Origin of the sequence: Clostridium sp. Cult2 (assembly GCF_021655075.1) — a bacterium.
GTDB lineage: Bacteria > Bacillota > Clostridia > Tissierellales > Tepidimicrobiaceae > Schnuerera.
The window spans coordinates 1-21,396 of sequence record NZ_PPXX01000015.1; the positions used below are offsets into that span (position 1 = coordinate 1).

Annotated in this window: 22 protein-coding genes, 2 pseudogenes and 1 riboswitch; of the genes and pseudogenes, 1 reads left to right on the top strand and 23 read right to left on the bottom strand. The window is 33.3% G+C overall.

Going from position 1 to position 21,396, the window contains the following annotated elements; all coding sequences use genetic code 11:
• Positions 1-217 precede the first annotated feature (217 nt).
• From C3E90_RS01790 to C3E90_RS01815, 6 genes are all read right to left on the bottom strand, one after another.
• On the bottom strand, positions 218-442 hold the full coding sequence (locus C3E90_RS01790) for a hypothetical protein (RefSeq protein ID WP_236913835.1): 225 nt from the start codon (positions 440-442) through the stop codon (positions 218-220).
• Positions 417-1,391, bottom strand: coding sequence for an ABC transporter ATP-binding protein (locus C3E90_RS01795; protein WP_442870550.1), 975 nt, complete (start codon positions 1,389-1,391; stop codon positions 417-419). The genes C3E90_RS01790 and C3E90_RS01795 overlap by 26 nt, the downstream gene beginning before the upstream one ends.
• Positions 1,388-2,365 carry an ABC transporter ATP-binding protein gene (locus C3E90_RS01800; protein ID WP_236913837.1) on the bottom strand — a complete coding sequence of 326 codons (978 nt, stop codon included), beginning with the start codon at positions 2,363-2,365 and terminating at the stop codon, positions 1,388-1,390. The genes C3E90_RS01795 and C3E90_RS01800 overlap by 4 nt, the downstream gene beginning before the upstream one ends.
• A 19-nt stretch (positions 2,366-2,384) precedes the next feature.
• On the bottom strand, positions 2,385-3,317 hold the full coding sequence (gene opp4C, locus C3E90_RS01805) for an oligopeptide ABC transporter permease (RefSeq protein WP_236913838.1): 933 nt from the start codon (positions 3,315-3,317) through the stop codon (positions 2,385-2,387).
• Positions 3,318-3,332: 15 nt separating this feature from the next.
• Positions 3,333-4,295, bottom strand: coding sequence for an ABC transporter permease (locus C3E90_RS01810; protein ID WP_236913839.1), 963 nt, complete (start codon positions 4,293-4,295; stop codon positions 3,333-3,335).
• Positions 4,296-4,409: 114 nt separating this feature from the next.
• Positions 4,410-6,131 (bottom strand): ABC transporter substrate-binding protein, encoded by a 1,722-nt coding sequence (locus C3E90_RS01815; RefSeq protein WP_236913840.1) that lies wholly within the window; start codon positions 6,129-6,131, stop codon positions 4,410-4,412.
• Between the two features lie 519 nt (positions 6,132-6,650).
• Between C3E90_RS01815 and C3E90_RS01820 the strand changes: the two genes are divergently transcribed.
• The gene (locus C3E90_RS01820) at positions 6,651-6,815 is read left to right on the top strand and encodes a hypothetical protein (RefSeq protein WP_236913841.1); all 165 of its coding nucleotides are present in this window, start codon (positions 6,651-6,653) and stop codon (positions 6,813-6,815) included.
• 13 nt (positions 6,816-6,828) lie between these two features.
• Here C3E90_RS01820 and C3E90_RS01825 read toward each other — a convergent pair whose 3' ends face one another.
• The 17 genes and pseudogenes from C3E90_RS01825 to buk form a co-directional block, all read right to left on the bottom strand.
• Entirely contained in the window at positions 6,829-7,662 is an 834-nt protein-coding gene (locus C3E90_RS01825; protein WP_236913842.1) for a DegV family protein, read from the bottom strand.
• Between the two features lie 18 nt (positions 7,663-7,680).
• The gene (gene glmM / locus C3E90_RS01830) at positions 7,681-9,027 is read right to left on the bottom strand and encodes a phosphoglucosamine mutase (protein ID WP_236913843.1); all 1,347 of its coding nucleotides are present in this window, start codon (positions 9,025-9,027) and stop codon (positions 7,681-7,683) included.
• Between the two features lie 86 nt (positions 9,028-9,113).
• Positions 9,114-10,463: a CCA tRNA nucleotidyltransferase gene (locus C3E90_RS01835; protein ID WP_236913844.1), complete on the bottom strand. Its 1,350-nt coding sequence runs from the start codon at positions 10,461-10,463 to the stop codon at positions 9,114-9,116.
• A 136-nt stretch (positions 10,464-10,599) separates the two neighbouring features.
• Positions 10,600-11,286, bottom strand: a pseudogene (locus C3E90_RS01840) (beta-ketoacyl synthase N-terminal-like domain-containing protein); the annotation flags it as partial.
• A gap of 35 nt (positions 11,287-11,321) precedes the next feature.
• Positions 11,322-11,558, bottom strand: a complete 237-nt coding sequence (acpP, locus tag C3E90_RS01845; protein WP_236913845.1) for an acyl carrier protein — start codon at positions 11,556-11,558, stop codon at positions 11,322-11,324.
• 20 nt (positions 11,559-11,578) lie between these two features.
• Positions 11,579-12,322: a 3-oxoacyl-[acyl-carrier-protein] reductase gene (gene fabG / locus C3E90_RS01850; RefSeq protein WP_236913846.1), complete on the bottom strand. Its 744-nt coding sequence runs from the start codon at positions 12,320-12,322 to the stop codon at positions 11,579-11,581.
• Complete coding sequence (gene fabD / locus C3E90_RS01855) at positions 12,319-13,278, bottom strand: ACP S-malonyltransferase (protein WP_236913847.1); 960 nt, start codon at positions 13,276-13,278, stop codon at positions 12,319-12,321. Before fabD ends, fabG begins: the two co-directional genes overlap by 4 nt.
• Positions 13,275-14,231, bottom strand: coding sequence for an enoyl-[acyl-carrier-protein] reductase FabK (fabK, locus tag C3E90_RS01860; protein ID WP_236913848.1), 957 nt, complete (start codon positions 14,229-14,231; stop codon positions 13,275-13,277). Before fabK ends, fabD begins: the two co-directional genes overlap by 4 nt.
• 2 nt (positions 14,232-14,233) lie before the next feature.
• A pseudogene (locus tag C3E90_RS01865) lies at positions 14,234-14,467 on the bottom strand (3-oxoacyl-[acyl-carrier-protein] synthase III C-terminal domain-containing protein); the annotation flags it as partial.
• A 67-nt stretch (positions 14,468-14,534) separates the two neighbouring features.
• Positions 14,535-14,939: a hypothetical protein gene (locus tag C3E90_RS01870; RefSeq protein WP_236913849.1), complete on the bottom strand. Its 405-nt coding sequence runs from the start codon at positions 14,937-14,939 to the stop codon at positions 14,535-14,537.
• 406 nt (positions 14,940-15,345) lie between these two features.
• Positions 15,346-16,467, bottom strand: coding sequence for an NAD/NADP-dependent octopine/nopaline dehydrogenase family protein (locus C3E90_RS01875; RefSeq protein ID WP_236913850.1), 1,122 nt, complete (start codon positions 16,465-16,467; stop codon positions 15,346-15,348).
• A gap of 95 nt (positions 16,468-16,562) precedes the next feature.
• Positions 16,563-16,692: riboswitch (cyclic di-AMP (ydaO/yuaA leader) on the bottom strand.
• Positions 16,693-16,976: 284 nt separating this feature from the next.
• Entirely contained in the window at positions 16,977-17,534 is a 558-nt protein-coding gene (locus tag C3E90_RS01880) for a 2-oxoacid:acceptor oxidoreductase family protein (protein ID WP_236913851.1), read from the bottom strand.
• Positions 17,535-18,281, bottom strand: coding sequence for a thiamine pyrophosphate-dependent enzyme (locus C3E90_RS01885; RefSeq protein WP_236913852.1), 747 nt, complete (start codon positions 18,279-18,281; stop codon positions 17,535-17,537).
• Positions 18,281-19,345, bottom strand: coding sequence for a 3-methyl-2-oxobutanoate dehydrogenase subunit VorB (locus C3E90_RS01890; RefSeq protein WP_336512998.1), 1,065 nt, complete (start codon positions 19,343-19,345; stop codon positions 18,281-18,283). Before C3E90_RS01890 ends, C3E90_RS01885 begins: the two co-directional genes overlap by 1 nt.
• Positions 19,346-19,362: 17 nt before the next feature.
• Complete coding sequence (locus tag C3E90_RS01895; RefSeq protein WP_236913854.1) at positions 19,363-19,590, bottom strand: 4Fe-4S binding protein; 228 nt, start codon at positions 19,588-19,590, stop codon at positions 19,363-19,365.
• Positions 19,591-19,617: 27 nt separating this feature from the next.
• Positions 19,618-20,292, bottom strand: coding sequence for a nucleotide-binding protein (locus C3E90_RS01900; protein ID WP_236913855.1), 675 nt, complete (start codon positions 20,290-20,292; stop codon positions 19,618-19,620).
• 15 nt (positions 20,293-20,307) lie between these two features.
• A complete protein-coding gene (gene buk / locus C3E90_RS01905) occupies positions 20,308-21,384 on the bottom strand; it encodes a butyrate kinase (protein WP_272879032.1) in 1,077 nt (358 codons plus the stop codon).
• Between the last annotated feature and the right edge of the window lie 12 nt (positions 21,385-21,396).

Genomic DNA, 21,396 nt, shown 5'->3' on the forward strand with positions numbered 1-21,396 from the left:
GAAACTAAAGAGTGGTTAGAGAAAAGTAATTAATTTTTTTTATTTCAACTGGCCCAGTTTTCGATTAAAATATGGTATAGTTTTCAGTTGACAAATACAGAACTCAAGATATTATCATGTCAATGATTTTTTTCTTTATTGGTTAAAAAACTTATGCTGTAATATTAAAACAAACATGATAAGTTTATATAAACTTATCATGTTTGTTTTATCGTTTTTATTTTAAATAGAATTTCAAAAAAACATAAGTGAATATGGTCATTACTAAAACTCCAATTAATACAATAGGCATTATTAATTGGTAGCCAGCTATAATCATAGCTAAAATATCCTGCTTTGTAAATTCAAAAGGTTCTTCTTTATGTTTTTTATCGACTTCTTCTTTAACTTCCCTTTCAAGTTCTTTAATTGGCTTTCTATTTCGCGAAGTGACACGCCACAAAATGTTCTCCTCCCAAATCTCTAAACTCAGGTATTACTTCCTTACAAATATCTTCAGCATACATACAACGTGTATGGAATTTACATCCTGATGGTGGGTTGGATGGGCTTGGTATATCCCCTTCAAGTATTATCCTATCCCTTTTAACAGTTGGATCAGGTTCTGGTATAGCTGATAATAGAGCTTGGGTATAAGGATGCCTTGGACTGTCGAACAAGGCATTTTTCTCAGCCAACTCTACTAGAGAACCTAAATACATAACTCCAACCCTATGGGATATATATCTAACAACTCCTAAATCGTGAGATATAAACATATAGGATAGGCCTAATTCCCTTTGTAAATCTGTAAATAAATTAATCACCTGTGATTGAATAGAAACGTCAAGAGCTGAAACAGGCTCATCTGCCACTATAAAGGTTGGACTTAATGCTAAAGCTCTGGCCACACCAATACGTTGCCTTTGACCTCCAGAAAACTCATGGGGATATCTATTCATATGATACCTAGCTAATCCACATTTATTCATAACTCCCACTACATAATCATCCAATTCTTTTCCTCTTTTATACAACCCATGTTCAACTAAAGCTTCTCCTACTATTTGAGATACGGTCATTCTTGGATTTAATGAGCTATATGGGTCTTGAAATACTATCTGCATTTCCCTTCTTAATTTTTGCATTTCGTCTTTTGGAGCATTTAACACATCTATACCTTTAAATGTAACCTCTCCAGCTGTAGCCTCATACAATCTTAACAAGGTTCGTCCTAATGTGGATTTGCCACATCCTGATTCTCCTACTATACCCAATGTCTCACCTTCTCTAATAAAAAGGGAAACATCATCTACAGCTTTAACATCCCCTACTTTTCTTTTAACAAATCCACTAGTTATAGGAAAATATTTTTTTAGATTTTTTACCTCCAATAAAACTTCGCTCATTATTTGGTCACCTCCTCAGCTCTTATACAAGCGGCTTTGTGTCCAGGAGCTACTTCCCTTAATTCAGGTTGGACTTTTCTACATTCATCAATAGCATATTTACATCTAGGATGGAAATAGCATCCCCTAGGTAAGTAAAGTGGATTTGGTACAGCACCTGGAATAGTATCAAGTCTTTGGCCTTCCTTAACCAATGAAGGAATGGATGCCATAAGTCCTATAGTATAAGGATGCCTTGGATTCTTAAATAATTCAGTAATTGGTGCATCTTCAACTACTTTCCCAGAATACATAACAATAACATGGTCTGCCATCTCTGCAATGACTCCCAAATCATGAGTTATTAACATAATAGATGTATTTAATTTTCTTTTTAACTCATTCATAATTTCTAATATTTGAGCTTGTATAGTAACATCTAGAGCTGTAGTTGGTTCATCAGCAATAAGAAGTTTAGGTTGGCAAGCTAAAGCCATAGCTATCATTACCCTCTGCCTCATCCCCCCAGATAATTGGTGAGGATATTCCTCAACTATTCTATCCGCATTAGGGATTCCAACTAATTTTATCATTTCAACGGCTCTTTCTTTAGCCTCTTCTTCAGTCAATTTTTGGTGAAGCATTAAAACTTCCCCTATTTGATAACCTATAGTAAATACCGGATTCAACGATGTCATAGGCTCTTGAAATATCATGGAAATGTTATTACCTCTAATCTCTCGTATCCTTTTTTCAGATACTTTAGTAAGATCCTCTCCTTCAAATATTGCTTCTCCGTCCACTATCTTTCCAGGAGGATCTGGTATTAAACGTAGTATTGACATAGCAGTTATACTCTTACCACAGCCTGATTCCCCTACTATACCTATGGTCTTCCCTGCTTCTACTGAAAAATCAACCCCATCAATAGCTTTAACTACTCCATCGTCAGTATAAAAATAGGTTTTTAAATTCTTTACTTCTAATAATTTAGTCATATTCTATCCTCCTATCCTTTTAAGATTTTGGGTCTATAGCATCACGCAAACCATCACCTATTAAATTAATACACATTACTGTAGCAAAAATCAATAATCCTGGTGGTATCCATAGCCAAGGACGATGCTGTAAATTATACATATTCCTTGCATACTGGATTAAGTTACCCCAGGTTGGTACTGGTGGTGCTACCCCAAGTCCAAGGAAGGATAGTGCACTTTCCTGTAATATGGCAGATGCTACTCCGATCGTAGCATTGACCACAATATATCCTACGGTATTTGGTATTAAATGTCTCCAAATAACTCTTGTATTTCTTATTCCTAATGCTTTTGCTGCAAGAACAAATTCTTGCTCCCTTAAAGATAATATCTGCCCCCTAACTATCCTAGCAAGTCCAGGCCAGCTTAAAATCCCTAAAATAACCATAACAAGGTACATCTTTTGCTCTGGACTTATTCTAACTCCGACAACGGCAGAAATAGTTATTACTAGTGGTAAGAAAGGGAAAGACATGAAAACTTCTGTAATTCTCATTAAAATATTATCTATCCATCCCCCATAATAACCTGCAATCCCTCCAATTAATGTTCCTAGTATTACTTGTATAATTACTGCAAATATACCTACTTGTAATGCAACTTGACCTCCATGTAAAACCCTCGATAAATAATCCCTGCCAAGTTCATCTGTACCCAATTTATGTTCTTTACTTGGTGGTTGATTAGTATTAGTGAAATCCAACTCATAAGGGTCATGAACAACTAACAGGGGAGCCAATAGAACAGCTAAAATTATAATTCCTAGTATTATCAAAGCCACTACAGAGGGTCTCCTCTTTAAAAATTTACGCCTTATAAGTTTCCAAGGTGTTAATATCTCTTGTTCGCTTTCACTCTTTACTTCCTCGTCTTTTATATCAGGTTTTAAATCTATATTCTTCTCAGCCATTTCATGTCCCCCCTTCTAATCTACTTTGATTCTTGGATCTACTAAAGCATATCCTATGTCTGCCAATAGATTCCCTAATAGAGTCAATATTGCAAAGAACATATTTAAAGCCATCATAAGATTATAATCTCTAAGGTTGACAGCATCAATTAAAACTCTTCCAATTCCAGGCCAATTGAATACAGTTTCTAACATTACCGCACCTGAAAAAAGCCCTGGTATCATAAACCCTACAATTGTTATTATCGGAATAAGGGCATTCCTAAAGGCATGTTTATATATTACTACCTTTTCTTCTAACCCTTTAGATCTAGCTGTACGAATATAATCTTGATTTATTACCTCTAGCATGGAAGTCCTGGTATATCGAACTAAACTAGCCAAACTTCCTATAATTAAAACTAAGCCAGGTAAAAACATGTGATGTAATATGTCTTTATACCTTGCCAGACCTGTGGCTTTACTTCCAGTAGTTATCATTCCACTTATAGGAAACATGTCCAGTTTAACTGCAAAGAAATAGATTAATAATAACCCAAAGAAAAATGTAGGCATAGAAATACCTATGATTGAAAAAGCACTCCAGAAATTATCCGTTTTCGAATACTGCTTAACCGCTGTTATTACACCTATTGGAACGGATATTAAAAAAGCAAATATATATACAAAAACATTTAATATAAAGCTATTCTTAATAAACGTAGGAACTACCTTACTAACAGGTACTTTATAGATATATGAATTCCCAAAATCTCCTCTAATTGAACGCTTTAGCCAGTTCCAATATTGGATATGAACGGGTTTATCCAAGCCTAATCTAGCCCTTTCTGCTTCCTTTTGTTCAGCAGTGGATCTAGGATCTAAATTAGCTCCAACTGGGTCCCCAGGGGTCAATTTGATTATTCCAAATATTAAAATAGATATGATTAAAATTACAGGTATTAAATGTAATAGTCTTCGTCCTATATATTTTAGCATATTCTCCCTCCTTGATTATCAGCCCTTTAATGCTATAAAGTTATGGTTAATACAACATAAACCCGGTGGTCTAGTACCGGGTTTATGCATATTTATATCCTCTTCTAAATCCTATTATTTTACTATTTCCATATTTAAGAATACACTAGGATGGTTCATATCTATATATGGTGAACAATCAAATCCTTTTATACGATCATTTACCATATTCCATTGCTCTCTTTGATATATTAATATATATGGAAGTTCATCATTCACTAGAAGAGCCCATTCTTCATATATTTCTTTACGTTTTTCTATATCGAATTCAGCTACACCTGCGTCAAGTAGTTCATCATTTCTTTCATTTTTAAATTGAACAGCATTGTTACCACTCTTAACTGATTCCCTACTATGGAATACTCCTGAGGCGTCAGGGTCAATGCTTAATCCCCAAGCCATATTATACATATCAAAGTCCTGTTCTTCAAATACAGCGTCGGTTAATGCATTAAAGTCCATATAGTTGACTTCTATAGCAACACCTATTTTACCCCAATTGTCTATCAATACTGGAATTAATTGCTCTACCCATTCTACGTCTGGATAAGTTGAATATACGAAACTAAGTTTCATACCATCTTTTTCCCTAATTCCGTCGGAGCCAAGTTCCCATCCAGATTCCTCTAATAATTCTATAGCTTTATCTGGGTTGTATTCATATTTGTTCATCTTTTCAACTAAAGTATCTGTATATGCCCAAGATACTGGTGATAATGGTACGTGGCATACTTCACCATGACCTTTAAAGAAGTTTTGTACGAAACCTTCACGATCTAATCCATAAACTAATGCTTGACGAACTCTCTTATCAGCTAGTCTTGGATCTGTATGGTTTAATCCAATATAGGAATAACCATTATTAGGAAATGCGTTAAGATGTACAAATCCCATAGCTTCCATTGTTTCTAAGTTTTCTACTGTATTGGTTACTGAATCTTGAATATCGATAGTTCCTTTTTCAAGTTCAGCTAACATAGTTTCTGCAGTAGTAAACTTAAGAATTAGATTTTCAAATTTAGGTGCTCCCAAGAAATAATCCTTATTTGCTTTTAATTCTACATATTGACTTGGTTCTAAATGTTCAAATGTAAATCCGCCAGTGCCAAGTGGTTCTTGCATTTTTGCCTTCAATGCATCAATATCACCTTTTTCAAATCCATAGTGATGTTTTGGCATTATTGGCATATTACAATATTCAAAGTTTACTATTTCTCTTTCTTTGAATGTGAAGGATATTGTGTAATCATCATGAACTACTATACCTGACATATTTTTAGCATCACCATCATGATAATCTTCGTACCCAACAATTCTGTTTACATATGAGAAATATCTACCATCATAATTAGGGTCTGCCATTGCTAGATAAGTAAATTCAACGTCATGAGCTGTAAGTGGTGTACCATCTGAAAACTTAACATCATCTCTTAAATAGAATGTATAAGTTTTTTCATCTTCTGATATTTCCCAATCCTTGGCTACATGAGGTACATATGTCCCTGATTCATCGTTGGAAAATAATCCGTCAAAAATGAATCCAACTACATAGCCATCATATGAAGTACTGTAATAAACTGGCATAAAATCACCTTTTGCTTCTGTCATACCAATGATTATGGTATCGTCTGCATCCGCCCTATCCTTAGCAGGGTTCTTTGCACCCTCGTCTGCTGGTTCTTCAACATCTGCTGGTTCTTCGCCAACATCAGCAGGTTGTTCAGTTTTACCACATGCTGCTAAGAAAACTGATAGTACTAAAACCAGCGCTAATAATAACGATAATTTTCTTTTCATTAAAAATACTCCCCCTTTAATTCATTTTTTTGAATATTATTAATATACTGTATTATACCATTATTTACTTATTTCTGTCAATGGAAGGTATAATACAATACTTTCAAAAACCAAGTAAAATAATGAGTAATAATCAGTAGAGATTAAAATAAGGACATTAATGCCTTTTAAATAGATAAATCATAAACTTTATGTATCATCAACTATAAAAAAACCCTAGCACCTACACTTAGACAATTCTACATCCCTTTGATTTATCCTCTAAGTTTATTGTGTCTTATTTTGTCGAATTGTTTAATTATTTAAAACATTGATTATATTTCCACTATTATAACATATACTATAAAAATATGTTAAGTATGCATTGTTATATTAATTTATTTTTGCAATATTAAATTTTTATAGCTTAATACGAATAATGTAATGAAGTATATTAATTTTTTGTAATATTTTCAATTTAATGAAGGATTTTCTAATCTTATATTTAATTAATAAGTATAAAATATATGGGGTGGTGTTGTGGATAGAATTGAAAATGAATTATTTGAATTATGTACAGATTTTTTCCAATTATTAGATGCGTTAAAAAGAACAGGCAAAATATCTAGAACTGAATATGAATCACATATAAAGTTTAAAAAACTATTTATCCACCAAAAAGAAAAAAGTAAACTCTCTATTTAGAGAGTTTACTTTTTTAAAAGGCTAAAATTATTCCTCCATCATCTGCATAAGCTGTACTTAACCCAGCAGTTTCTACTATAATAATATCCTTAAAATTATACTTTTTTTGTATCTCATTTTTTAATTTTTCAGCCTTATCCAATGCATTGCAATGGGCTATACCTAATATCTTGTCCTCTACCTTATCTCCTTGCTCACCGATGATGTCTACTAAACGTTTAAAAGCTCTTTTACTTCCTCTTACCTTTTCTACTAATCTTATAGTACCATCATCATTTGAACCCATCACAGGCTTAATAGATAATTTTGTAGCAATTTGACCTATAACTTTACCTATGCGACCCGCTTTAATCAAGTTATCTAAAGATTCTAATATGAAAAAAGTCTTCATTTCCTTTATATATTCCTCTGTTTTACTAACTATATCATTTCTATCATAATTTTTCTGGATTAAGTCGAATATTTTAATACTTACTAAAGTTTCCCCAATAGAAGCACTTAAAGAGTCAAAAACATGAATAAATTTATTTCCCTTTTCAAGAGCAATGTTCTTAGCTAATACTGCATTGCTATAAGTACTACTTAATGCTGAAGATATGGTTACTACAAAAATATTGTCAGCTTTATCATATTCAACTAAAAATTCTCCCGGTGAAGGGCTAGATGTTTTAATAGGATTTTGACTTTTTTTCATTTCAGCTAATAATTTCTTTACATTCATAGTATGGTCATCAACAAAAGTATGACCTTCCACATCTATTTTTAAAGGTACTAGTCCAATATCTAACTTATTTTGCAACTCCTGATTTAAATCGCAGCTACTATCAGCAACTATTTTATACTCCATATAATCACCTCAATTTTTCTATTTCCCTATTCTTTCTTCAATAAATTCTGCTAATTCTTTAGCAATATGCTCTATTTTTTCTCTCTTCTTCCCTTCTATCATAACTCTTACAAGAGGCTCTGTTCCCGAAGGTCTTATGACAACTCGTCCTTCACCATGGAACATATTCTCTATCTTTTCTATTCTAAGTTTTATCTCCTTATCTTCTAGATAGTAGTTCTTTAGTTCATTCTTTACTTTAGCATTTATTAGTACTTGTGGAAACTTAGTCATTAAGTTATTCAATTCTGATAGCTTCTTCCCAGTTTCTTTCTTTACTTGTATCATTTGAAGGCCTGTTAACAATCCATCACCTGTAGTATTATGTTCTAAAAATATTATATGACCAGATTGTTCACCTCCCAATACATAGTCATTAGCAAGCATTTCCTCAAGTACGTATCTGTCTCCAACAGCTGTTTTTACAATATCTATCCCTTTACTTTTCAAATATATATCTAATCCCATATTAGTCATTACTGTACCTACTACCGTATTATTTCTAAGCTTACCACTATTACGTAAGTAAGTACCGCATATAGCTAATATATGGTCTCCATCTATAATACCCCCTTGTTCATCTACAGCTATAAGTCTATCTCCATCACCATCGAAGGATAACCCTATATCTGCTTTAGTTTCCCGTACTAAGGATTGAATCATAGATGGATTAGTAGAACCACACTCAACATTTATATTACAACCATTTGGTTTATCATTAATTACTATTATTTCACCATTTAATTCTTTTAATAACTTAGGTGCAATTTTATATAAGGCTCCATTTCCACAATCAACAGCTATTTTAACTCCACTTAAATCTCCTTTTATAGTGGATTTTAAGTGGTCAATATAATGTTTATATCCTTCATCTTCAATAATAGTTTGTCCAATATCCTCCTTTGTAGGTCTTAAAGATATTTCCTCACTATCTAATACTAGTTTTTCAATTTCATTCTCCACAGCATCCATTAATTTATATCCACTACTATTAAAAAATTTAATTCCATTGTATTCTACTGGATTATGGGAAGCGGATATTACAACTCCTGCTAAGGCATCATATTTTCTAGTTAAATAAGCAACTGCTGGAGTAGGCACAACTCCCAAAGATATTACATCTAAACCCATGGAACAAATTCCTGCTATAAGAGCTGCCTCTAACATATCACCTGATTTTCTTGTATCCTTACCAATGACTATCCTTCCTTTATTTCCATTAGATAATATATAGGCCCCTGACCTTCCAACTTTAAAGGCTAACTCTGGAGTCAAATCTTTATTTGCAATTCCTCTTATACCATCTGTTCCGAATAACTTCCCCATTCTATTACCTCCTAATTTAGACTTATATCAATTTAATAATAACACAACCTCTTGCAATGGACAATAAACAATTGACAGTAAATTTGCTACTTTGCAAAGTTCGATGAGTACTTGTCTAGGGCAATCCTTTTCAATATTTCCTTATCGTTTAGTTCTGGTTTTTCTATTACCTTTTCTAGTAGATACTCTAATATTTCACCAATAATAGGACCTTGTTCAAACCCTAAATCCAGTAAATCTTTACCATTTATATTCATATGGTTTATTTCATAGGCTTCATCTTTTTCTAGTATTTCATCTATCCTATTCCTTCTTTCGATTATATGGTTTATAGTAGCTTCTTTATTTGAGCATTTTATATCAGCTATTTGAAGATCTATTAAATGAAATACTTCTTTTTCTCCTAACCTTCTAATGAGTTTCTTCAACCCTTTTTCTTTAAAATCTACATGATGATTCATATGATCCTTTACAAGATTAAATACTTTCTCTATAAGCTCATTGGAAGCTTTAAGCCTCTTTAATACTTCTTTTGACATATCAGCTCCTATTTTATCATGGCCATAGAAATGTCCTATTCCTTCTTCATCTATTGCTAAAGTATAGGGCTTTCCTATATCATGAAATAATGCTGCTAGTCTTATCTGAATAATTGGTGGTGTATTGTCTAGTACACATAATATATGATTGTATACATCCATTTCATGATGAGGATTGTTTTGCTTAAATCCTATTGAAGGAATTATTTCTGGTAAAATTATTTTTAACACTCCAATATTTTCTAATAATCTAATACCATAAGAAGGAGTTTCACTTAGAAGAATTTTAAAGAATTCACTAGAAATTCTCTCAACACTAACCTTTTCTATATTAGGGCTGCATTTTATTCCAGCACTAAAAGTAGGCTCGTCTATTGTAAATTTAAGCTGTGATGCAAATCTAACTGCCCTTAAGATTCTAAGATAATCTTCATTAAACCTTTCTTCTGATTCTCCTACTATTCTTATTATCTTTCTTTTTAAATCCTTTCTTCCGTTATAAGGGTCTATAATTCCCTTATATTTATTATATGCAATTGCATTAATAGTAAAATCCCTGCGGCTTAAATCATCTTCAATATTAGAATAAAATGATACCCATTCTGGTCTTCTTCCATCTATATAACTACCTTCTTTTCTAAAGGTGGTAACCTCTACATCCCCTTCTTCCTGAGAAATCAATATTGTGCCAAATTTCTTACCAACATCAATAGTTTTGTAATCAGAAAAAATGTACTCTATTTCTTCAGGATAGGCATTCGTAGCAATATCGTAATCCTTAGGTTTATTTCCTAAAAGCATATCTCTTACACTACCACCAACTATATAGGCTTCGTACCCGCTTTTTCCCAATCTATCCATTATTATTTCTACATAATCCGGAATATTAAACATCATAATATCACTCCATAACTACTATGCTATACTTAAGTATAGCATAGTATAGACTAGGAAGAATAGGTTTATTCAAAAAAACAAAGGCTTTGGGATATAAACTCCAAAGCCTTTGTATTGGAAGTAGATTGCACATTGATTAATCAATATATTTCTTTAATAATATTGTAGCATTGTGGCCTCCAAATCCTAATGAATTAGATAGAGCATATTTTACATCCTTCTTTATTGGATAATTTGGAGTATAGTTTAAATCACAGCTTTCATCTGGATTTTCATAGTTTATAGTAGGTGGTATTATACCTTCCTCAATGGCTAATATAGCAACTATAGCCTCTATTCCACCAGCAGCTCCAAGTAAATGCCCCGTCATGGATTTTGTAGAACTTATAGATACATTATATGCATGTTCCTTAAATACTTTCTTTATTGCCAAGGTTTCCAGTTTATCATTATAATAAGTACTGGTACCATGGGCATTTATATAATCTATTTCAGTATAATGAACTTTGCCATCTGATAATGCTAAATTCATAGCCTTTGTAGCACCTTCTGCTTCTGAATCTGGTGCAGTAATATGATAAGCGTCAGATGTAGCTCCATAGCCAACTATTTCTCCATATATCAACGCACCTCTTTTTAATGCATGGTTTAGCTCTTCTAATATAAGAATCCCTGCTCCTTCTCCCATTACAAATCCATCTCTATCTTTATCAAAAGGTCTACTAGCTTTAGTAGGTTCTTCATTCCTTGTAGATAAGGCCTTCATAGAATTAAAACCTGCTAATGAAATAGGTGTTATAGCTCCCAATCCAGTTATTACTACTCTCTTCAATTATATGCCTCCCAACAAAAAGAATATTAGCTAATTTTTTCTTCGATATATTTCACTATATCACCTATATTTTTGAACTTCCCAGCATCTTCATCAGGTATTTCAATATTAAATTCATCTTCTAAAGCCATCATTACCTCTACTGCATCTAAAGAGTCTGCATCTAAATCATTCATTATGAAAGTTTCCATAGTAATGGTTTCCACATCATCTATCTCTAAAGTATTTGCAATAATATTTTTTACTCTTTCAAAATTTATCATTTTCCAATCCTCCTTATATTTTACATGACCATTCCGCCATCAACATTTATTATTTGACCAGTAATATAATCTGATTTTTCACTAGCTAAAAATACTACAATGTTTGCAATATCTTTGGGTGTACCTATTCTGCCCATTGGAATACTTTTAACCAGTGAATCTTTAATATCTTTCTTTAATATTTCTGTCATATCCGTTTCTATGAAACCAGGTGCTACTGCGTTGACATTTATACCTCTACTAGCTAACTCTTTAGCCATAGATTTGGTAAATCCAATAACTCCCGCCTTTGAAGCGCTGTAGTTTCCTTGCCCAAAGTTGCCAGTAATACCTACTACAGAAGCAATATTTATAATCTTACCATATCTCTTTTTCATCATTCCTCTGACTACATATTTAGTACATAGGTAAGTACCCTTAAGATTTGTTCCAATTACATCATCCCATTCTTCTGTTTTCATACGGATAAGCAAATTATCTTTAGTTATTCCTGCATTATTAACCAATATATCTATTGGTCCCCATTCAGCATTAATAATTTCCACCATATTTGCTACATCTTCCTCTTTTGAAATATCAGCTTTTATAGCCATACCATTAATTCCATTTTTCTTTATCCCGTCTACCACCTCCTGAGCTTTCTCCTTATTATTAATATAGCTAATAGCTACATTAACACCATGTTTTGAAAGTTCTAAAGCAATTTCTTTGCCTATACCTCTTGAAGCACCTGTTACCAAGGCATTTTTCCCAACTAAACTCAATTTGTCACCCCCTTCCCAAAGGAGTCTATGGTGTTTTTCAAGGTTTCCACATTGTTGACATTAAATGTTTCTACCTGTTTATCTATGGATTTTGCTATTCTCTTTACAAAACTTGTAAGGCTTTTTCCTGGACCTATTTCAATAAAGGTATTTACTCCTTCTTTCATCATAAACTCTATACTATCCTGCCATAGTACAGAGCTACTTACTTGGTTTACTAATTTCTCTTTTATCTCTTCCTTACAAGTTATAGGCTTACCATCTACATTGGATACTAGATTTTTGCTTAAATCCGATAAATTAACTTTATCCAATTCCTCCTTTAATCTTTCCCCAGCAGGTTTCAATAGGCTAGAATGAAAAGGTGCACTTACAGATAAGGTAACTGCCTTTTTAGCTCCTAATTTCAATGCTTCATCACAAGCTAACTGAATTCCTTCTTTTTCTCCAGAAATAACTATCTGTTCTGGTGAGTTATAGTTAGCTACTTCTACTATATTATGGTCTTTCACCCGTTCTATAGCCATCAATACTTTTTCCCTACTTAAACCCAGTATAGCTGCCATACCACCTACTCCTTCTGGTATCGCTTCTTGCATTAATTTTCCTCTAACTTTTACAAGCCAAAGGGCATCTTGAAAACTAATACCTTGAGATTTTACAAGGGCAGTATATTCACCTAGACTTAATCCTGCTGTAAATTCGCAATCTATTCCTTTCTTCTCCAATGCCTTCATCATTGCAATACTGGTAGTTAGTATAGCAGGCTGAGTGTTTTCTGTCTTGATCAATTCTTCAGCTTTCCCCTCAAAGCAAATATCTTTTATATTCATATTTAAACAATCATTGGCCTCTTCAAATACTTGTTTCGATTCAGGAAATGCTTCGTAAAAATCTTTTCCCATTCCTACATATTGGGAACCTTGACCAGGAAAAATAAAAGCAACTTTTATCATTGGTCTAAGCCCCCTTTTATAGAGATTAAGATGTTCAATTGTTCTTTGGCAGTATTGATAATATCCCCTATTATATTTTTACAGGGTTTTACATCTTTAATAAGACCTGATATTTGTCCAGCCATAACAGAACCTTTATTAATATCCCCATCTTTTACCGCCAGTTTAAGTCTTCCTGCACCGAATTCTTCCAACTTTTCAAAGGATAGTCCTTCTCTTTCCAATTCTAAATATTCTCTAGTAAACCTATTTTTTAGTACACGAACTGGATAGCCAGTACTTCTTCCAGTGATTATAGCATCTCTATCCTTAGACTTTATTATCATTTCTTTAAAATTTTCATGGGCTATACATTCAGTAGAACAGACGAATCTAGTCCCTAATTGAACCCCTTCAGCACCTAAGGATAGAGCAGCTAAAAAGCCTCTTCCGTCACCAACGCCTCCTGCAGCTATTACAGGAATACTAACCGCATCTACCACTTGAGGAACTAAAGCCATGGTGGTTAATTCTCCAATATGCCCACCTGCTTCTGTGCCTTCTACTATTAAGGCATCAACGCCTTCCCGTTCTAATCTTCTTGCTAAAGACACAGTAGGTACTACAGGTATTACTTTTATGCCATATTCTTTAAACTTTTTAATGAATTTGCCTGGATTTCCTGCACCTGTAGTCACTACAGGAACCCTTTCTTCACAGATTATACCTACTATATCTTCAGCAAAAGGCGACATTAACATTATATTTACTCCAAAAGGTTTATCAGTAAACTTTCTTGCCTTTCGAATTTCCTCTCTGACTATCTCAGGTGGTGCATTACCTGCTGCAATAATTCCTAATCCTCCACCTTCAGAGACAGCTGCTGCTAATTCATGGGTAGCTACCCATGCCATGCCCCCTTGTACAATTGGGTATTTAATATTTAATAGTTTACATACCCTAGTATCAAACATAATCACACCTCCCATTTATTCCATCTTAATAAAGCTGAACCCCAGGTTAAACCAGCGCCAAAAGCTACTAACAATACAATATCTCCCTTTTTAAACAAGCTCTTTTTGTAGGCTTCATCTATTGCTACTGGGATAGAGGCAGAAGACATATTTCCATATTTATCTAGATTTACATAGATTTTATCCTCTTCCAACCGGAGTTTTTTCCTTGCTGCTTCAATTATTCTCATATTGGCTTGATGATGAAATAGCTACTGAAGGAGAATTTTTATTCGCTATAGAATAAATAAAACAAGTTACCTATTATCCATTAATAGGTAACTTGTTTTTATTTATTAAGTCTTTTTCTTTTGAATATTTAATTTCAATGAGAACATTATAGAACTCATCTAAAGTCAATTCTGCAAATTCTTCATTGGCTAGATAATAATTTCCTGATTGGCAGTTTAGTTTTAAAAAATCTTTTAGAAATAATGACAAAACTTTTTTATCTTCTTTTTCCAGTAAGGAGTCCAAACTATCTGAGTCTATTAAATTATGTAGTATTCTTAAAATTTTTTGATTTACTTCCTTTTTATCTAATCCTGAATATCTAATTTCATCAAAGATATCGATTATTACACCTAATCCTTTTACAGAATGCATGTCCTCAAGGAAACTCATAGCCATCTTCACATAATTTTCTCTCTTTTTATTCTGTTCCCCCATTAAAAACACCCCTGTTTCATTATTAAATAGCCCTATTTTATTATATGTCTAAGAAAAGACATATATGAGCTAGTTTAATAGTTATTAAAAATAAATTCCCTTAATATAGAAGTATTTTGTCGATATAGGTAAAATATTTCCTAGGAAATTACTGTTTGAGCAAAGCTAGAATACGTGCACTCTATACCTGTTTTTTATATTTTTAAAAATAATGTCAAATCTTCGCAAGTTATGTAGGTATAAAGTCCCAATTATTATATATATATAGTACTATAAAACAAAATATTTTTCAAGGGAAAGAAAGCATTGTTTAAAACAAAACAAACTTACTATATAGCAAGTTTGTTTTGTTTTAATAATTATATTTAGCAAATTAAATATTTATTTCTTTAGCAGAAGTATTTTTTCATGAAGCTGCTACTTCTTTACCTTCTTCTATTATTTTACCTTTTTGTGCGAATTCATGTATCTCCTTAACAGACAAACCCTTTAGACCTAATCTTTCAACAGTTCTACCTTCTTCAAAGAAATCTATACCCGTTATTAAACCAGCTATCTTAATTATTGAATCTATGGCAGGAGTTTCTATATTAAATTCCTTTGCTAAGGATGACATAGGTATTAAACTATAGGGTACATCTTCATATATATATCTTATATTTAAGCCTTTAGGTGCTTGTAAACCCTTATAAGCTGGATTGTTTTGTACTGCTTCATACAAATTATCTCCTTTTGCTTCATAGGTTTCCTTTAACCAATCCTTAGCAGATAAGGTATTTACATTAAGTAAAAGACCTAATTTCATTCTTTCAGCATCCATCTTTTCTAAAAAACTTCCTATGGATGGAGTTATACCTTCTGTATAATATTCGAAGGGAGCTCCCCTTTCGATATGTCCACTATTCAAAAGTGTAGGACCTGGATGGAATATAGCTCCATAATTATTTATACTGGTTTCTATTACATCTCTAGCAGCTATAAATTGAGGATAAGCATCTTTGAGCATCTCAATAACATAATTTGTCTTGGTTGCTGGAATGGCTGCTAAAGTCACTTCCCTTTTTGATTTAAATATATGAGCACTAGTTGAAGATGTTTTTCTACAAGCATAAATAAAGGTTTGAGCTTCAGCTACTATCACATCTTTATTTGAACCAGATTGTCTAATAGCAGCATAAACTTCCATAGCTCCCGCTGTTCTACCAGGATTTAATACAATTATTTGACCATCCTTTAAATGAGGAGCCATAGTCCTAGCTAAATTATAATGGCCCATGGCTGGTACTGTCACCATTATAATATGAGCATCTTTAATAGCTTCTTCAATATTATTTGTTACTATATTTAACTTCCCTTCCCCTTGAACTTCTCCAGTTAATTTAATTTTAGATTCTTCAATCAATGGAATTATATTTTCCAAAGTTCTATTATATAGATTGACTTTATAACCTATTAGACTTAAATATCCTGCCATTGTAACGCCTCCATTACCTGCTCCAATAACAGCATAAACTAAATCTTTTTTCATACTATTACCTCCTATCCCATAATTTCCCTATTTGATTATAAGTAAAATAAAAGACTATAGAGGGCTCCCCATAGTCGATAGATGACAATACATTATCAATCCCCCCTCCACGCTTGCGAGGTTAGCTGACGGGTTCGGGCTAAGGGTTTTTGCCCGTCCTAAAAGGATTCACCCCACTTAATTGGTTCCCCCGCTTCTTTCACAAGAATTCAGCGATAGATATAAAATTATGATTCTACTAAAAGTTAATTTTAGTAAAAAATACACTTAAGTTTTCAAAATTAAAAATTTTTGTTCAAAAAATTCGTATTTCATGATATTATTTGAAATGAGTTCTATATAGTAAATTAATCTTTATTGAAAAATGAAACTTCAAAATGAATAGAGTTGTGTAGAAGATAAAAATAGGTGAAATTGCATCGAGAATAGTATATCATAATTTTTTATCAAATGCAAATTTTTTTGTCATAAATAAGACCGATTCTTCCATGGAAGAATCGGTCTTTAATCTATACCATTGCTTTCATCTGTTTTCTTGCAACTTCTGCTCCCTTTTCTAAGGCTTCTTTGTTTATAGGGATTAAATGGGCTCTGTTTTCTCCAAATACTTTTGTGAATCCTTTAAGGATGGACTCTATATCTACTGTTTTAGTTGCTTCTAAATATGCTCCTAACATAACCATATTTGCAACTCTCATATTACCTAATTCATCTGCTATTTCATTGGCAGGAATATAGAATACTTCTATATCTTCCCTTTTAGATTTTTGTTCTATTAAGGAGGAATTAATAAACAGTTTACCACCTTTATCCACAGTTGGTTCGAACTTGTCTAAGGATGGTTTGTTCATAACTATAGCTGTTGTAGAGTTGACTACAACTGGTGAACCTACTGGTTCACTAGATACTATAACACCACAATTTGCTGTTCCTCCACGCATTTCTGGTCCATAGGATGGTAACCAGGAAACATATTTTCCTTCTATCATTCCTGCATAAGTTAATAGTTGACCTATAGCCATTACTCCTTGTCCACCAAAACCTGCTATAATTATTCTTTCTTCCATTTATTCCACCTCCTCTGGTCTTCTAAAGTTTCCTAGAGGATAATAGGGTATCATATTGTCTTCTAACCATCTTAGAGCTTCTTCAGGCGTTAAACCCCAGTTAGTTGGACAAGTAGATAATACCTCTACTATTCCAAATCCCTTTCCTTCTATTTGAACTTTAAAACATTCTTTTATGGCTTTTTTAGCTTTTCGAACATGACCTGGTGTTGTTACGGTAACCCTTTCAACAAACTTTGCCCCATCTATTGTTGCTAAAAGCTCTGACATCCTAATGGGTTTACCTGAATGAGCTTCATCTCTTCCTAATGGTGCTGTTGTTGCTTTTTGACCTATTAAAGTAGTAGGTGCCATTTGTCCTCCTGTCATTCCATAGATTGCATTGTTTACAAATATGGTGGATATCTTTTCTCCTCTATGGGCTGCATGTACTATTTCTGCTGTTCCAATGGAGGCTAAGTCTCCATCTCCTTGGTAGGTGAATACAAAATTTTCTGGCCTAACCCTTTTTATTCCTGTTGCTACAGCTGGTGCTCTACCGTGGGCTGCTTCATGCATATCACAATTAAAATATTTATAAGCAAGGACTGAACATCCTACTGGTGCTATACCAATGGCCTTGTCTAGTACTCCTAATTCTTCTAATGCTTCTGCTACTAATCTATGAATAATTCCGTGAGTACAGCCAGGGCAGTAGTGAGTAGGAACATCGGTTAGTCCTCTGGTCTTTTCAAATACTATTGCCATTATTTTTCACCTCCATAGATTTCTTTAATTTTTTCAATAATCTCATTAGGTGTTGGTACCATACCACCGGTTCTACCATGGAAATATACCGGATATTTGCCCTTAACAGCTATTTTCACATCGTCTATCATCTGTCCAGTATTCATTTCTACTGTTAATATACCTTTACAATTAGGATTTATCTTATCGAATTCATCATAAGGATAAGGCCACAAGGTAATAGGCCTAATTAACCCTACTTTATACCCTTCTTTTTCTAATCCTGATATAGCTGTTCTTGCAATTCTAGATGTGGTTCCATAAGCTGCTATAACTACGTCTGCCTCTTCTATATTATAGGATTCAACCTTTACTTCATTTTCTTTTATCAATTTATATTTTGCTTGAAGCTTTTTATTATGTTCTTCTAATTCTTCTGGAGCTAAATATAGGGAGTTTATAATATTTGGTTTCCTCTTTCCTTCGGTGCCTGTAGTAGCCCAATCCTTTTCTGGTAGTTCCCTTTTCTTCGATTCTTTAAATTCTACTGGCTCCATCATTTGCCCTATCATTCCATCTCCTAAGACCATAACTGGATTTCTATATTGGTCTGCTATATCAAATCCTTCAATTATTAAGTCTACTAGTTCTTGAACATTGGCTGGAGCTAATACTACAAGTCTATAGTCTCCATTTCCTCCACCTCTAGTCGCTTGAAAATAGTCAGTCTGAGATGGTTGTATGCTTCCAAGGCCTGGTCCACCTCTCATTATATTGACTATTAAGCAAGGTAGTTCTGCTCCTGCAATATAAGTTATCCCTTCCTGTTTTAGTGATATACCTGGACTTGATGATGAAGTCATAACTCTAACTCCTGCTCCTGCAGCACCATAAACCATATTGATTGCAGCGATTTCAGATTCTGCTTGTAGAAAAATTCCGCCAACCTTTGGTAGTTCTCTAGACATATATTCAGGCAATTCACTTTGTGGTGTTATAGGGTATCCAAAAAAATATTTACAACCCGCTTCTATAGCAGCTGCCCCTATAGCTTCATTTCCCTTCATGAGAACTTTAGCCATCAAAAACCCTCCTTAAAAATTTATTTATTCAGCCTTTCCACAGTTATTACTAAATCTGGACACATAGTTGCACAATTAGTACAAGCAATACATTTGTCCATCTCTACAATAGTAGCTGGATGATAGCCCTTTGCATTTATTCTATCATTGTCTAAGGATATAATCTTAACAGGACATACGGAAACGCATAGACCACACCCTTTGCAAAGGTCTTCTTGGAATGTTACTCTTCCTTTAACTTTGGCCATCATAAAACCTCCTTATGTTTTATATTGTTAGACCATCCACTCTTCCCTCATATATAAAGTCATCGGGAATATTTCTCCTTTTAAATCCACCGGTAATTCTTTTGCAACTTTTTCTATGGCGCATACATATCTAATTGGAATATTGGTCTTTTCAGAAACTTTTTCAGCTAATTTCTGTCCTTTTAATACATCTTCTACAGTAGTGCTCTTCAACATATGAGTATTATTGATAATACCCGTTACTTTAGCTCTAGCTGTATCTTCAATCTTCCTTAAATATTCTATAGCTTTTTCTGTTGTTTGAGTTTCTGGTCTATTGGCATTTAATACAAAAAACATATCATATTTACCCTGAGCAAGATATTTGTTATACATGCCTAAAGTTCTTGCTCCAGCAGGGTCCCCCCCTACATCTATAACTGCTTCATAAGAGGTATCTTGCATGGGAGTTAATATTTCAGCAGAAATAGCTGGTATATCTACAGCAGATCCTTCTATAGAACTTCCAATAACCTTTATGCCTAGTTTTTCTAAAACATCAGTTTTTTCTCTACTTCTAAAATAGAGGTTCACCACATCTAGATCTGCTATAGCAACCTTTTCCCCCATCTCTGCTAGCTTTACAGCATAGTTAATACTAAATTCAGTCTTTCCACTGCCATAATGGCCAATAATAAACCTCAACCTTTTATCATTTAACATATTTTCACCTAAATTCTAAATATATTCTTTTGCTTTTTCTTCTCCTCTTAAAACCCTTAATCCTCCTTCTGCTAATGCAGTTAATTCATCTTCGCCAGGATAAATGTATACATGGGATATAAACTTAACCCTTTCTTCTATCCAACCTGTAAACATTTTATCGTGGGCTATACCTCCAGTTAATAAAATACCGTCTACATTTCCTTTTAATGTTACAGCACAACTTCCTATTTCCTTCGCTACTTGGTAAGCCATAGCATAATAGATTAGTTTGGCATATTCATCTCCTGATTTTATTCTTTCGCATACTTCTAATGCATTATTAGTATTTAGATAGGAAACCATTCCACCTTTTCCTTTTACCATGTTTTTCATATCTTCATAAGTATATTTTCCAGAATAGCAGAGTTTAATCAAGTCACCAACTGGCAATCCTCCAGCTCTTTCTGGCGAAAAAGGTCCTTCACCATCCAAAGCATTGGAAACATCTATTACCTTTCCTTTTTCATGAGCTCCTACAGAAATACCACCACCTAAATGGGCAACTATTAAATTCATATCTTCATATATTTTATCTTCAAACCTAGCATGCTTTCTTGCAACTGCTTTTTGATTTAATGCATGGAATATGCTCTTTCTTTCTATCTCTTTCAATCCTGAAATTTTAGATATACTGTTTAACTCATCTACTACAACAGGATCGACAATAAAAGCCTTAGCATCTACCGTTTGGGCAATTTCAAAAGCAATAATTCCACCTAAATTTGAAGCATGCTCTCCTGATACACCCATTTTTAAATCTTCTAGCATATTTTCATTTACTTCATAAGTTCCTCCCTCTATGGGTTTTAGTAAACCCCCTCGACCTACAATCCCTGATAAAGAATTAATATGGATTTGGTTTTCTTTCAAAGTCTCTAAAATAATATTTTTCCTAAACTCATATTGATCAAATATTTTTTCATATTTTGATAATTCTTCAACAGAATGTCTCAATGTTTCTTCAAACATCATATTTTCATCATCAAAAACCGCAATCTTTGTAGATGTAGAACCTGGATTTATAATAAGTAGTCTATAATTCACTGTCATTTACTAGCCTCC

What these genes read in the sequence shown, in the direction of transcription:
- C3E90_RS01800 (WP_236913837.1), bottom strand. Translation starts at nt 2,365, where the DNA reads ATGACTAAATTATTAGAAGTAAAGAATTTAAAAACCTATTTTTATACT.
- opp4C (WP_236913838.1), bottom strand. Translation starts at nt 3,317, where the DNA reads ATGGCTGAGAAGAATATAGATTTAAAACCTGATATAAAAGACGAGGAA.
- C3E90_RS01810 (WP_236913839.1), bottom strand. Translation starts at nt 4,295, where the DNA reads ATGCTAAAATATATAGGACGAAGACTATTACATTTAATACCTGTAATT.
- C3E90_RS01815 (WP_236913840.1), bottom strand. Translation starts at nt 6,131, where the DNA reads ATGAAAAGAAAATTATCGTTATTATTAGCGCTGGTTTTAGTACTATCA.
- C3E90_RS01825 (WP_236913842.1), bottom strand. Translation starts at nt 7,662, where the DNA reads ATGGAGTATAAAATAGTTGCTGATAGTAGCTGCGATTTAAATCAGGAG.
- glmM (WP_236913843.1), bottom strand. Translation starts at nt 9,027, where the DNA reads ATGGGGAAGTTATTCGGAACAGATGGTATAAGAGGAATTGCAAATAAA.
- C3E90_RS01835 (WP_236913844.1), bottom strand. Translation starts at nt 10,463, where the DNA reads ATGATGTTTAATATTCCGGATTATGTAGAAATAATAATGGATAGATTG.
- acpP (WP_236913845.1), bottom strand. Translation starts at nt 11,558, where the DNA reads ATGATAAATTTTGAAAGAGTAAAAAATATTATTGCAAATACTTTAGAG.
- fabD (WP_236913847.1), bottom strand. Translation starts at nt 13,278, where the DNA reads ATGATAAAAGTTGCTTTTATTTTTCCTGGTCAAGGTTCCCAATATGTA.
- fabK (WP_236913848.1), bottom strand. Translation starts at nt 14,231, where the DNA reads ATGTTTGATACTAGGGTATGTAAACTATTAAATATTAAATACCCAATT.
- C3E90_RS01870 (WP_236913849.1), bottom strand. Translation starts at nt 14,939, where the DNA reads ATGGGGGAACAGAATAAAAAGAGAGAAAATTATGTGAAGATGGCTATG.
- C3E90_RS01875 (WP_236913850.1), bottom strand. Translation starts at nt 16,467, where the DNA reads ATGAAAAAAGATTTAGTTTATGCTGTTATTGGAGCAGGTAATGGAGGC.
- C3E90_RS01880 (WP_236913851.1), bottom strand. Translation starts at nt 17,534, where the DNA reads ATGGAAGAAAGAATAATTATAGCAGGTTTTGGTGGACAAGGAGTAATG.
- C3E90_RS01885 (WP_236913852.1), bottom strand. Translation starts at nt 18,281, where the DNA reads ATGGCAATAGTATTTGAAAAGACCAGAGGACTAACCGATGTTCCTACT.
- C3E90_RS01895 (WP_236913854.1), bottom strand. Translation starts at nt 19,590, where the DNA reads ATGGCCAAAGTTAAAGGAAGAGTAACATTCCAAGAAGACCTTTGCAAA.
- C3E90_RS01900 (WP_236913855.1), bottom strand. Translation starts at nt 20,292, where the DNA reads ATGTTAAATGATAAAAGGTTGAGGTTTATTATTGGCCATTATGGCAGT.
- buk (WP_272879032.1), bottom strand. Translation starts at nt 21,384, where the DNA reads ATGACAGTGAATTATAGACTACTTATTATAAATCCAGGTTCTACATCT.